The organism is Shewanella sp. 3_MG-2023 (assembly GCF_030548765.1).
Classification (GTDB): Bacteria; Pseudomonadota; Gammaproteobacteria; order Enterobacterales; family Shewanellaceae; genus Shewanella.
Map to the genome: position 1 here is coordinate 28,401 of NZ_JAUOSH010000006.1, position 12,143 is coordinate 40,543.

At 40.9% G+C, this 12,143-nt stretch carries 9 protein-coding genes; 6 read left to right on the top strand and 3 right to left on the bottom strand.

The window, feature by feature from the left end; genetic code table 11:
- Positions 1 to 193 precede the first annotated feature (193 nt).
- Both phoB and Q4591_RS04840 read right to left on the bottom strand, forming a co-directional pair.
- Positions 194 to 883 carry a phosphate regulon transcriptional regulator PhoB gene (gene phoB / locus Q4591_RS04835; RefSeq protein WP_102439538.1) on the bottom strand — a complete coding sequence of 230 codons (690 nt, stop codon included), beginning with the start codon at positions 881 to 883 and terminating at the stop codon, positions 194 to 196.
- A gap of 217 nt (positions 884 to 1,100) precedes the next feature.
- Complete coding sequence (locus Q4591_RS04840; protein ID WP_102439537.1) at positions 1,101 to 2,060, bottom strand: porin; 960 nt, start codon at positions 2,058 to 2,060, stop codon at positions 1,101 to 1,103.
- Positions 2,061 to 2,404: 344 nt separating this feature from the next.
- On the opposite strand from Q4591_RS04840, the gene rdgC reads away from it, so the two are divergent.
- A complete protein-coding gene (gene rdgC, locus Q4591_RS04845; RefSeq protein WP_303459685.1) occupies positions 2,405 to 3,316 on the top strand; it encodes a recombination-associated protein RdgC in 912 nt (303 codons plus the stop codon).
- Between the two features lie 129 nt (positions 3,317 to 3,445).
- Here the strand turns inward: rdgC and Q4591_RS04850 are convergent, their stop codons facing one another.
- Entirely contained in the window at positions 3,446 to 5,251 is a 1,806-nt protein-coding gene (locus Q4591_RS04850) for a M61 family metallopeptidase (protein ID WP_102530932.1), read from the bottom strand.
- Positions 5,252 to 5,404: 153 nt separating this feature from the next.
- Between Q4591_RS04850 and Q4591_RS04855 the strand changes: the two genes are divergently transcribed.
- From Q4591_RS04855 to Q4591_RS04875, 5 genes are all read left to right on the top strand, one after another.
- The gene (locus Q4591_RS04855; protein ID WP_102439535.1) at positions 5,405 to 7,561 is read left to right on the top strand and encodes a tetratricopeptide repeat protein; all 2,157 of its coding nucleotides are present in this window, start codon (positions 5,405 to 5,407) and stop codon (positions 7,559 to 7,561) included.
- 163 nt (positions 7,562 to 7,724) lie between these two features.
- Positions 7,725 to 9,281 carry a GGDEF domain-containing protein gene (locus tag Q4591_RS04860; protein WP_102439534.1) on the top strand — a complete coding sequence of 519 codons (1,557 nt, stop codon included), beginning with the start codon at positions 7,725 to 7,727 and terminating at the stop codon, positions 9,279 to 9,281.
- Positions 9,282 to 9,312: 31 nt separating this feature from the next.
- On the top strand, positions 9,313 to 10,674 hold the full coding sequence (gene ppnN / locus Q4591_RS04865; RefSeq protein WP_102439533.1) for a nucleotide 5'-monophosphate nucleosidase PpnN: 1,362 nt from the start codon (positions 9,313 to 9,315) through the stop codon (positions 10,672 to 10,674).
- Positions 10,675 to 10,856: 182 nt separating this feature from the next.
- Positions 10,857 to 11,615, top strand: a complete 759-nt coding sequence (gene xni, locus Q4591_RS04870) for a flap endonuclease Xni (RefSeq protein ID WP_102439532.1) — start codon at positions 10,857 to 10,859, stop codon at positions 11,613 to 11,615.
- Positions 11,616 to 11,641: 26 nt separating this feature from the next.
- Positions 11,642 to 12,121, top strand: a complete 480-nt coding sequence (locus Q4591_RS04875) for a DUF3192 domain-containing protein (protein ID WP_102439531.1) — start codon at positions 11,642 to 11,644, stop codon at positions 12,119 to 12,121.
- The last annotated feature ends 22 nt before the right edge of the window (positions 12,122 to 12,143 follow it).

A 12,143-nucleotide genomic window follows, 5' to 3' on the forward strand; every position in this document is an offset into this window, starting at 1 on the left:
CTTAAGCAGATTTTTTACCGTATTGTCGGTCGAAAAATAATGGTTCACAAGATAACTTAAAACCATGTTACTGACTATAGCCAAGCCGTTGAATTACACTTAAATTACTGTAAATAAATAACAATATTTACATTTACCTAAACAACAAAAGTGAAATACAACAGTATATTAGGCTTTGGCTGATAGTGAGTAATTACATTCTGGTTGAAAAACGATATCCCGCACCGCGAACGGTTTGAATCAGTTTATCATGGCCTGAGTCTTCAACGGCTTTGCGTAAGCGGCGTATATGGACATCGACAGTGCGATCTTCAACATAGACGTTGGTGCCCCACACATTGTCTAATAGCTGTTCACGGCTATAGACACGTTCAGGGTGAGTCATGAAAAAGTGCAGTAACCTAAACTCGGTTGGGCCCATTTCTAGCACTGACTCACCAACAGAGACACGATGGCTTACCGGATCTAATTGTAACCCTTGCACATCGATAAGCTCTTCAAGTCGTGTTGGCGCACTACGGCGTAACACAGCCTTAATACGTGCCACTAACTCTTTTGGTGAAAACGGTTTAGTAATGTAATCATCTGCACCGACTTCTAATCCCTTAACCTTATCTTCTTCTTCACCGCGAGCGGTTAACATGATGATAGGAATTTGACGAGTAAACTCATCTTGCTTTAAACGCTTAGCTAATTGTATTCCACTTCCACCTGGGAACATCCAGTCTAATAAAATCAGATCTGGATAAGGTTCTTGCAGTAGGTCTATTGCTGAATCAAAATCTTCAGCAGCCGTTGTAGTAAAGCCGTGTTGTTCCATAACAAATGTCAGCATTTCTCGAATGGCTGACTCATCTTCTACAATTAAAATCTTAGCTGTCATAATATTATCTGTGAGTAGTTTGCCGCGTTAGTATTATTGGTCAGTTTTATTACAGAAATATGATCTCAAGGCCCTAAATGGAATTAAAATCATATTTTTGTCATAAATCTATCACGCTACGCCATAATTAATGTATTGAAAAACACAAAGGAGGCGATATGCCTCCTTTGTTATGTATCACACATTTTCGGTTAAACCGCTTTTAATAAAGCGATACTTAGAACTTGTGTTCGATACCTACAGCAAAGTAACTTTCGTCGATTGAGATATCCATATCATTACCATCTGCATCTTCCACTGTACCCATTGAAGTACGGTCAGTGTAGAAAGCAAATAACTTCGTTGGCTTACCTAGTGAGTAATCTGCGCCAATTGACCATGAATCGCCTTTATCTTCCATGTCTTGGTATTGGGCTTTTAGGGTCACGCTGTCAATTTTATAAGCAGCGCTGAGTAAGTAGCCATCTTTGCTATCACCGCTATCGACTTTTTCTTCTTGTTGGTACATACCGCCAAGTACAAAACCTGCGACTTTACCTTGTACTGTACCACGAACAATATCATAACCTGCAACTTCAGCATCATAGGCAACCGATGCATAAATTGGGGTTTTCTTCAGCCCTGAGTCACCGTACATTGCAGCGATACTGAAACCATCCTCATCTGCTTGCTTACTGTCACCTGATGCAGCGTAAGTCACGCCCGCTTGGAAGTCACCAAACTTAGGCGTTAAGTAAGTTGCGGTTTCTGCTATACGGTTTTCACCAGCAAATAAGTTTTTCAAATCGCCTGAGTAATCACCAAACTGGTCGACTTTGCCCTGCGACTTTTTCAGCATAGTGTCGTTACGGCCCACCGCGAATGAACCAAAGTCGCCTTTTAGGCCAACAAACTGATTACGGGCTTTGAAGTTGTTTGAGCTGTCTGAGTCAGTTGCCACTTCATATTCGATAGTATAAAACGCTTCTAAAGAACTGTTTAATTCGAAAGCGCCTTTCACACCAAATCGTGATGCATTGCTTTGCACTCGTGTTTCTGAACCTGAACCGTCATCATTTGATTGAATTGAAACATTGAGCTTACCGTAAATTTCAAGTGGCTCTGCCGCTTGAGCGGTTGAAAGCGTGGCAGCAGCAATAGCAGAAGCAACTAGCGTTTTATAAAAAGTGTTCATCATTTCATCCTTTAGACTTAATAGTTGGTGTTTTACACCTTTTTCTGTGCAGCTAATCAGTTGGAACGAGCAGAAACCTGCTACCTAATAGCTTGGGAACGAGGCGAATATTGCACACCTTTTGTTGCAGAAATATTTCAAAACAGGACTTTTATTTAGAACAAACTAATTCAATAACAAAACAAAACGCTCAACACACTGAAATATAAAGGTAATATTAGTGATTGGCCTTTTGTGACAATTTGATGAATTCTGCTATCACGACAATCAAACAGATTGGGGATGGTGGTTTACCCCAGCGCCACGATACCGTAAACTGCATTTTTAATTTTCGAAGAGTGTCTTTCATGTGGTTTAAAAATCTCACCCTATATCGTTTTAATAAGCCTTTCAGTACCGATACAGAGGCACTTGAAACAGCATTAGCTGACTTCACCTTTTCACCATGCTCAAGCCAAGACATCAGTAAGTTTGGTTTTTCTAATGCATTGGGTAAAAAAGGCCAAGCATTAGTTCACAGCGCTGAAAATCGTCATTTAATTTGTGTCACCAAAGAAGAGAAGATCCTGCCTGGCCAAGTGATCAAAGAAGCGCTTGATGAAAAAGTGGCGTTAATTGAAGATCAAGAAAGCCGTAAAGTGACTAAGAAAGAAAAAGATACGATGAAAGAAGAAATAACCATGACGCTGTTGCCTCGTGCTTTTTCTCGTCGTAGCCAAACCCATGCGTTAATCATGCCTGAGTTAGAGATGATTTTAGTGGATAGCTCAAGCGCCACTAAAGCTGAAGAATTATTAGCCTTACTACGTAAAGCATTGGGCAGCCTACCGGTTGTGCCGCTGCACTTTACTACGCCAGTTGAAACCACGTTAACCGAATGGTTAAGAAACGGCGCATCACCACAACCTTTTGAAATGCAAGATGAAGCTGAGCTTAAGTCTGATTCAGATGAAGGCGGCATTGTGCGCTTTAAGCAGCAAGTACTGCAAGAAGATGAAGTATTAGCCCATTTAGCGACCGGCAAACAAGTACATAAACTGTCATTGCATTTTGCTAAGTCGATTGCGTTTTTATTACAGTCTGATGCCAGCGTTAAGCGCCTTAAGTTCTCTGAAGAATTTAGAGCTGCTACCGATGATGTGGGCACAGAAGATCCCTTGGCGAAACTGGATGCCGATTTTGCATTAATGGGCGGCGAGCTAGTCGCATTTATTAATGCGATGAAACAGGCATTAGGGCCTATTGAAGAAAATATCTAAATTTGTAACTTCACTTTAGTGGTTTAATCAAATTTAAAAGCCCAACAGAATTTATTTCTATTGGGCTTTTTTGTAGCAACTTTCTATGCTTTTAATCAAAAAATTGATTAAAACTATTAATTTACTAGCTTATTTAGCAAACTCACCTTGCTCATCAAATGGCCAGTCAATGCCTAACCAAGCTTTAAGAAAGGCCTTTTGTGCAGCCGTTGGTGAATCAACACCGATTATGGCTAGCTCACCTTTAGGTTGCTCATCTAAGGTTAACTCAAGCTGCTTTAAGGTGTCGTTATTAAACAGGCTTACGTTAATGGTGTCTTGCGGGCTGAAATCTTCTAAGCGCTTTTTAAAGCCCGCGGCAGTGACTTTTAAACCGTTAATGGCTACCACTTCATCGCCAGCAACAATACCCGCCAACCATGCAGGGCTGTTACGGCTGACATGGGATAGTGTTAAATCATCATGCTGACCCGATAACGTCATACCGCTGTAAACAGTCGACTTTGGCTCTTTGCCATAGGATATCGCTAAACCCGCTTGTGCCAGTAAGGTATCAAAATCTAAGCTGAATGGCTGGGTAATATGCTGCTGCCACCAAGGCTGATAATCTTTACCTGCCAGCGTCTTTAAAATACCTTTTACATCATCAACGCTATAGCCTTTAGGCAGTTTATGGTCACGGTATAATTGACGATGAACATCACGATACGAATGCGCTAACTGGGTGTCTTTCAATAAATTAAAATCCAGTGACAACGACGCCAAGTAGCCTTCAGAATAGATATTGACCCCATGGTTAATGGCATAATCACCGCCAGTATTGGTCCACTCATTTAAACTGGCTTGCGCAACCGATTGTATTTCACGACCCGGTTTATGCAGGTTGTTATTTATCCGTTTGGCTAAATCGGCAAAAAACTCTTTCGGGGTAATGACATCGGCTCGCAATAATAACTGATTTTGAAAATAACTGGTTGAGCCTTCAGCCATCCATAATAACTCTGTCATGCTGGCATTTTGGTAATCATAAGGCACTAGGCCCTGTGGGCGATAAGCTTTGACATTCCAAGTATGGATAAACTCGTGAGATGCTGTGCTGATAAAGCGCAGGTAATCTTTACGTTCTCTAAAGTTAAAGCGTGGCAATTGAATAATGGTTGAATTTAAATGCTCAGTGGCGCCTCGTGCGCCACTGGTGGCATGCACCATATACACATAACGCTCAAACGGGTAGTCATCCCAAATCACCTCAGCTTGGCTGCTGATTTTGGTTAAATCTGTAACGATTTGCTGAGCATCGTAATTACCTTCACCCCAAAAAACCAGTTCATATTCACGACCGTCAGCTGTAAAGCGATAATGGGCGTTTTCACCGGTTTCAATTGGCGAGTCAATTAACACATCATAGTTATCAGCAATAAATGAATGGGCTTTGCTGCCCTGTGCCATACCTGAATAACTGTTCCAGCCTTGGGGCACATTCATTGAAACCAACACATTGTCATCACGAAACTCTGGGCTATACATAAACACCCCACTGGCATCGATATAAGCATGTGAGCTATCAATATGACGCACTCGAGTACCTAAATCATTGGCATACAACTGATAGCTGACATTAACTGCAGTCGGTTTTGACAAATTCACTTGCCATTCCCCCGTCTCAGTACGCTGCCATGGTAACACTTGGCCCTGTTCATCTGTTGCTGTAAATGAGCGAACCCCATCAGCTAACGGCAGCACTGCATATTTTCCCGTACGCCAAACGGGTAAATTGACCGTTAAATTCTCAGCTGAAGATGTAGGGAAACTAACATTCACTTGGGCTAAATGGTGCTGTGGCTGAGTCAAATCGATTTGGTAACTAACTTGGGCAAGGCTGCTGGCGCTAAAAAGTAAGCTGGCAGATAAAATAGTCAATTTTTTGGCTTTCACTCTCGATTCCTTCTGTTATTATTCTTGTTATGTTTTTAAGGACTTGTAATTAAATTTCTTCCCTTAAGGCGCGCAGTATAACAAGTACAGTGAGTTCACTCACCTAGTAACAATAAAAGCTTACAAAAATTATAATAAGGTTGCTCATTCTTCATGCGAAAACTCATCAGTGGTTTACTCAGCTTAATATTACTGTCGGCCTTTCCTGTTGTTGCGGATACCTTTATCGAAGCTGAAATTGAGTTTAATGAACGCCCAGTTCAGTTGTTTGAGCAACTGCAGAAAAAAACCAACTTCCCATTATCATTTAACAACCGCCAGCAATTTGAACAACTGGCTGAAGAGTTAAAATACCAACCTAAGCAATTACAAAGAGATTTAGCGACCCTAGCAAGATTATATTTACAATCAACCATCACAGCCCCTAATGAAGTCAGTCATGCCCGCTTATTAACCAGGCAACTTGAATCAATCGCTATTAGCCCGCTAGATGAAGCAAAAATTTTACTCTTAGAAGGAAGAATAAGAGGAAGAGAGGATCAGCAATATCAGCAAAGTATCATTCTGTTCAAAGAGGCATTAAACAAAATAGCCTCACTCAACGACAGCGAAGCCATGACCTTTAAATTTGTGTTACAAGGTTATTTAAGCATCATGAATAGCTTGCTAAAACAAGATACCCAAGCCATGTATCACTACAAACAGTATCGTGACCTTGCCTACCAAATGCGGGTGGATTATTTCATTGCCCAAGCTGAAACCGCTTTAGGTAAGTTCTATGTTAATAAGCAGCAACTGGCGAAGGCATTACAGCACTATAACGAAGCATTTCGTATTACCAGTCGATTAGACACCCCAGTGCTACATGCACACACTCAATTTCAGTTATCACGATTATATCGAGATCTAGGCCAATGGGATGAAGCCCTAAAAAATGCCAACAATGCCGCCATTAGTTTTCAGCAGCTAGGACAACAAGCCTTCCAATCAAAGGCCCTGACAGTCATAGCCATGGTTTATGGCATGCAAAAACAATGGAATAAAGCTATTGATTACTACCTTAATGCCCAACAAATTGATCAACAAAATGGTCATCTCATTGGTCAAGCCCTTAACTTTCATAATATCGGCGAAGCCTACTTTTATTTAGATGATTATCAGTCATCCCTCAATTACTTGACCATGGCCAATGAAATTTTTAAAGCCAGAAAGGTATTACACTACTTAGTGTATAACGAGTTATTGTTTGCTCAGGTAAGCTCAAAACAGCAGCAATGGCAGCAAACCATTACACATGCTGAGGCAGCGCTAGAGATAGCAGAATCAAAACAACTGATTGATGCCCAAAAAGAAGCCTTAGAATACCTTTCCGTTGCTTATCGTAAAGTGGATGACATTTCCTCTACCCTTGAGGTAATGGATAAAATGGTTGCCATTAGCCAAAGTGAACAAGAGTCACCAGTCAATGACATGGTTCATTCAAGCTTAAACGAAGAAAAATTCAAATTAGAAATTAGAAATTTACAGCAAAAACTCACTCACTACATGGGTGATAACAAGGACCAGCAAAAGGCTATTATAATCCTGTTTGCGGTGATATTTATCTTTGCCTTTTTATGGTTTGTCAGCCTAAAAAAATTAAATCGTGCCAAACAAACCTGCCAAACCTTACGACAGTTATCCGTACAAGAACCACTGACACAACTGAATGGTTACCAGGCCTTAATTAATTTACTTTCAAGTGCCCGTTCACCCAAAACGCTGGCTTTAGTGAATATACGCGCCCTGGCTGATATTGATATTGATCTGGGTTTATCTGAATATAAGGCGATTACAGTATCCCTTAGTAAACAATTAGAACTGGATTTACATTGTGAAGTGTTCATCATCAAGCCGGGTGAATTTGGCTTATGTTTCTCAGACGAGTTATCAGCCCAGCAAACATTAACCAACTTACAAGCACAGCTAGCTGCAATCACCATTGCCAATAAAAGCAATATACCTAATTTTTCAGATATTAGTGAGCAGCCATTACACGCCATTATGGGCCACGTTAACTTGCCATTACTAGCCAATCCGGATGTAAGATTAACGGCACAATTACAATATGAAACGGTGCAATATGCCCTCGCGGCGGCAAAAAGCCTCAATGAGGATCAAACCTATGTCAGTATTCGCAGCTTAAATTTTGCCCCTGCGGCGATATTTTTTAAACCCTTGTATTTAAATTTAACCCATGCACTGCAAAGAGGCATAATTAGGGCTGAAACAAATCGTCAAGCTGCCGATATTAAGTGGCCAACCGGTTGAGTTAACAACTCACGTGATTTACGCTCAAATAACACACAAGTCAATGATATATATCAAAAAAGCAAACAAAAATTGTGTGTAAACAAGTAATTAGTGGTATTGTTATCCAATATAGTTAATTGGACTAATAACAAATTTATTTTTCTCAAAGAAGGCTTACAGCATGCAAGACTCTTCAGCAGCGGTGTCACAAGTTTCATTATTAAAACAAAAGCTCAACGCCGCTAAATTAGCTATCGAAGAAATTCATGATGATCGTAGTGAAAAATTACGCACCTTAATTCAATTTTTAGGACACTTAAGCTTAGCGTGCAAGGGCCAAAATCTTGAATTAGATAATCGCCTTGCCAAACTGAGACATCATTTACAGGGTTTTGAGCAAATAGATGAAGCCTTGCCTGAATTGGTGGGTATTGAGCGGTTATTAAAGGCACAATATAGCCAAACAATGACTAGCCTTGAAGAGAGTCGCAACAGCCTGTCCCGGGTGATCAGCCAGATTCAGCGGGTTGATTCTGCCCCTGATGAAATCAAAAAAGAAATTAATTACTTTAAAAAAGATCTTAATAAGCCGATCCATACCATTTGGGAATATATTCCTAAGGTGGAACAAGTTATCGGCTTTTACGAGCAAATTCTTCAGCAAAAGTTTGCCAATGCTGATGACCATGTCATTTTGCCTCAACACTTAATTTTAGCAAAAGAGTTAGCCCAAAAAATATCTGAGATAGAATTCAGAAAAGAGCAACGTGATCAAATTCTGGTCATGAAAGAAGTGCTTATGGGTGATATTAAGCTCAATACTTTACTTGAGTCATATCAAACAATACTGAGCTTTTTACTGAATAACATTGCCCGAGAAAAAACCGCCTCTCAGGATTTTCTGTATACCTTAAATGATGCGATTAGCATAGTTCGTGATGTGGTCAATAATACTGCAAACAATAACGAGCGTTCACAACAAATTAAAACTCAGCTTAATAAAGAAATTAACCTGCGGGTTGATAATGCTGACGGTATTGTCGATGACGTCGATGATATCATCGCGCTAAAAACTGAGCTGACCGTCCAACTTGCTTCATTACGAGATGCATTAAACCGTAAAGAAGCCCTTGAAACTCGTGAGCAATCACTGCTACGTAAATCCGTTGAGTCGATGAAAAAAGAGCTAAGCTCTATTACTAAAGAAGCCAACAGCTACAAAGAAAAACTGTTTGAGCATCAAAAACTCAACCTATTAGACCCATTAACCCAACTGCCAAATCGTGCTGCATTAGAAGATAGAATGGAGCAAGAGTATAGAAACCATAAACGCTTTAATAGTCCATTATGGGTGGCGGTAACTGATATTGATTACTTTAAGACAGTCAATGACAGTTTTGGTCATAGTACCGGTGATAAAACCCTGCAAGTCATTTCCATGGCGCTAAAAAACTCCCTTAGAGAAAGTGAGTTTGTTGCCCGTTATGGCGGCGAAGAATTTGTTTTATTGCTACCAGATGTCAATGAAGAGCATATTGGTCTATTGTTAAATCGGGTCAAAGATAAAATTAAGAATATTCCATTTAAGTTTAAAAATCAGAGAATTACTGTGACATTATCCATAGGTGCAGCTCAGGTCATGGAAAACGAACGTATCGAAGAAACCTTTGAACGTGCTGATGCTGCACTTTATAAAGCCAAAAATAATGGTCGAGATAGAGTTGTAATCGATATCTAGTATCTACTGCAACTCTACCAAGGAGTTGCATATGATAATAAAGATCAGCCCTAGAGGCAGCTTAGATCAACTTTCGCAAATGGAGGTTGATCGCCTCAAGCAAAGTGCTAAAAATGAGTTATACCAACTACTGCGAAACTGCTCACTGGCAGTGCTTGCCTCCGGTTTAAAAAGTGATAATTCTGACGCTTTATTCAAGCGCTACGCCAATTTTCATATCAATGTGCTGCAACGTGAACGCGGCTTATTACTAGAGCTCATCAACCCGCCAACACAAGCCTTCGTTGATGGTGAAATCATTGCAGGGATCCAAGAACATCTTTTTGCTGTGCTTCGCGATATCGTCTATATCGACAATAAATATGACAATCTAAAGCACATCAATCTCACCAATGCCAGCCACATTACCAATGTGGTATTTGATATCTTGCGTAATGCCAGAGTCATTTCACCGATGATCGATCCTAATGTCATAGTGTGTTGGGGCGGACACAGCATTAACCCCATAGAGTATCAATACACCCGTGAAGTAGGCTATGAGTTGGGGTTAAGAGCGTTAGATATTTGCACCGGTTGTGGTCCAGGCGCAATGGAAGGCCCAATGAAAGGCGCCGCCATTGGTCATGCCAAACAGCGCATTAAAGATGCCCGCTATATTGGCTTAACCGAGCCCAGTATTATTGCTGCAGAGCCCCCGAATCAAATAGTCAATGAGCTGGTGATAATGCCAGATATCGAAAAACGCTTAGAGGCCTTTGTCCGTTTAGGCCATGGTATTGTTATCTTTCCCGGCGGCGCTGGCACCGCTGAAGAGCTGCTTTATATTTTGGGTATTTTGCTTAATCCCGCCAATGCCCAGCTGCCCTTTCCACTGATTTTAACCGGCCCTAAACAAAGTGCGGACTACTTCACTGAAATAGATGACTTTATCGGCGCTACCCTTGGTCAGCAGGCCCGAGATAAATACCAAATCATTATTGATGATCCTGTAAAGGTAGCGCAGCTGATGAAACAAGGCATGAGCGATGTAAAAGCCATGCGTAAACAACTTGGTGATGCTTACCAATACCAGTGGGCGCTGAAAATAGAACCTGAATTTCAACTGCCTTTTGAGCCAAATCACGAGGTCATGAAAAACCTGCACCTGTTTTTTCATCCGAACAAAGCTGAGTTAGCGGCCAGTTTACGGCGGGCGTTTTCAGGCATTGTTGCCGGTAATGTCAAAAGTGAGACCATTAAACTTATTGAAGACTTAGGTCCATTTGAGATAAGTGGTGATGAGCGGCTGATGACCATGATGGATAAACTGCTTGCTGCGTTCGTAACGCAACAAAGAATGAAACTGCCAGGCAGCGAATATACTCCTTGCTATCGCATCAATAATAAAAAATAGCACATGTTATATTGCTTTACTTTGCCGTCTACATCTTGCTTTTTAATCAAGTAGCGCTTAAATAGCCATTGATTCCACTGTTAAAAACAAGCCGTAAGGTTTAAGCTCAAGGACGGTTAATTTATAATTAAATCATACAGTGGCTCAATGTGAGCGACCTTACTGCAAACGAAAAGAAAACCATGAATAAATTACTCATTATCGATGGCCTTAATCTTGTTAGGCGTATTCATGCGGTATTGCCAGATGAAACGGATATCGTCAGTGTTAAAGAGCGCACACTGTCAGCATGTAAAAAATTACTTAAACATCACCAACCAACTCATGCCATTATGGTGTGGGACGGTGATGAAGAATCGTGGCGTAAACAGCTCTACCCTGATTATAAAAAAGGCCGTAAGCCTATGCCTGTCGCTTTAAAGGCTGGCCTTGAAGATATCAAAACCGCTCTGGCCATTGAACATGTTCAATCCCATGATGCCATTTCAGAGGCCGATGATGTGATTGCCACCTTGGCCACTAAAATTGCTGAAAATAACGGTCAGGCCATCATAGTGTCAACCGACAAAGGGTTTGGGCAACTGATGCATAGCAATATTGTTATTTGGGATCATTTCAAGCAGCAATATTTTGATATAAAAGCCTTAGAGAAAAAGCTCGCCGTGCAGCAAAATCAAATTTTAGACTTTATCGCGCTTGCGGGAGACGCGGGGAATAAAGTTCCTGGTATTACCGGTATTGGGCCAAAATCAGCAGCGGATTTATTAAACAAGTTTAGAAGCTTGGCAAACTTATACCAGTCACTGGATAATCTTGGTGCGAAACAAGCGCTAAAATTATCAGAGGGCAAAGAGATGGCAAGAATCAGTTATAAATTGGCGCAACTGCAATGCCATATGCCGCTAAACATTAACCTCAAGCAGTTTAGAGTAGTTAGCTAACCATTAATGAAGCAAGGAATCGCCTGATGAAATCTAAAGTGTCATATTTAATCGCAACCATCTTTATTGCATATGTCACTTTTGTTATTTTCGTTATATTTGTCTACGAGACTCGGCCAGAAGATCGCAGCTGGCAAGAACGCCAAGAGTTTAACCATAAAATGCTTAGCGAAATTATAATTGGCCAAACTATTGATAGCATTAGGCAACTAATGGGCCGAGCCGATTTTTCAGAGGCCAAAGCATCATCTGATGGCAGCTTTCAAATTATGTTTTACCGCACTCACCATGTCACCTCCGACGGTCAAACCACTAAAGATGAATGCACGCCGCTGTTATTTAAAGATGGTGAGCTGATTGCTTGGGGGCAAGAAACCTATGAGCAATTTCTGCAAATACCGATTATCGCTATCGCACCTCAAACTGAAACCGATCTTAACGCGATACAAACCAGTCCAATTCCCGCAGAGCAAGGCATAGAAACAGCAATAACTTCAGAACAGTAACCGCTCAGCTGAACCCATAAAA

Bases quoted from the DNA above. Each gene is read 5' to 3' on its own strand.
- phoB (WP_102439538.1), bottom strand. From the start codon at position 883: ATGACAGCTAAGATTTTAATTGTAGAAGATGAGTCAGCCATTCGAGAA.
- Q4591_RS04840 (WP_102439537.1), bottom strand. From the start codon at position 2,060: ATGATGAACACTTTTTATAAAACGCTAGTTGCTTCTGCTATTGCTGCT.
- rdgC (WP_303459685.1), top strand. From the start codon at position 2,405: ATGTGGTTTAAAAATCTCACCCTATATCGTTTTAATAAGCCTTTCAGT.
- Q4591_RS04855 (WP_102439535.1), top strand. From the start codon at position 5,405: ATGCGAAAACTCATCAGTGGTTTACTCAGCTTAATATTACTGTCGGCC.
- Q4591_RS04860 (WP_102439534.1), top strand. From the start codon at position 7,725: ATGCAAGACTCTTCAGCAGCGGTGTCACAAGTTTCATTATTAAAACAA.
- ppnN (WP_102439533.1), top strand. From the start codon at position 9,313: ATGATAATAAAGATCAGCCCTAGAGGCAGCTTAGATCAACTTTCGCAA.
- xni (WP_102439532.1), top strand. From the start codon at position 10,857: ATGAATAAATTACTCATTATCGATGGCCTTAATCTTGTTAGGCGTATT.
- Q4591_RS04875 (WP_102439531.1), top strand. From the start codon at position 11,642: ATGAAATCTAAAGTGTCATATTTAATCGCAACCATCTTTATTGCATAT.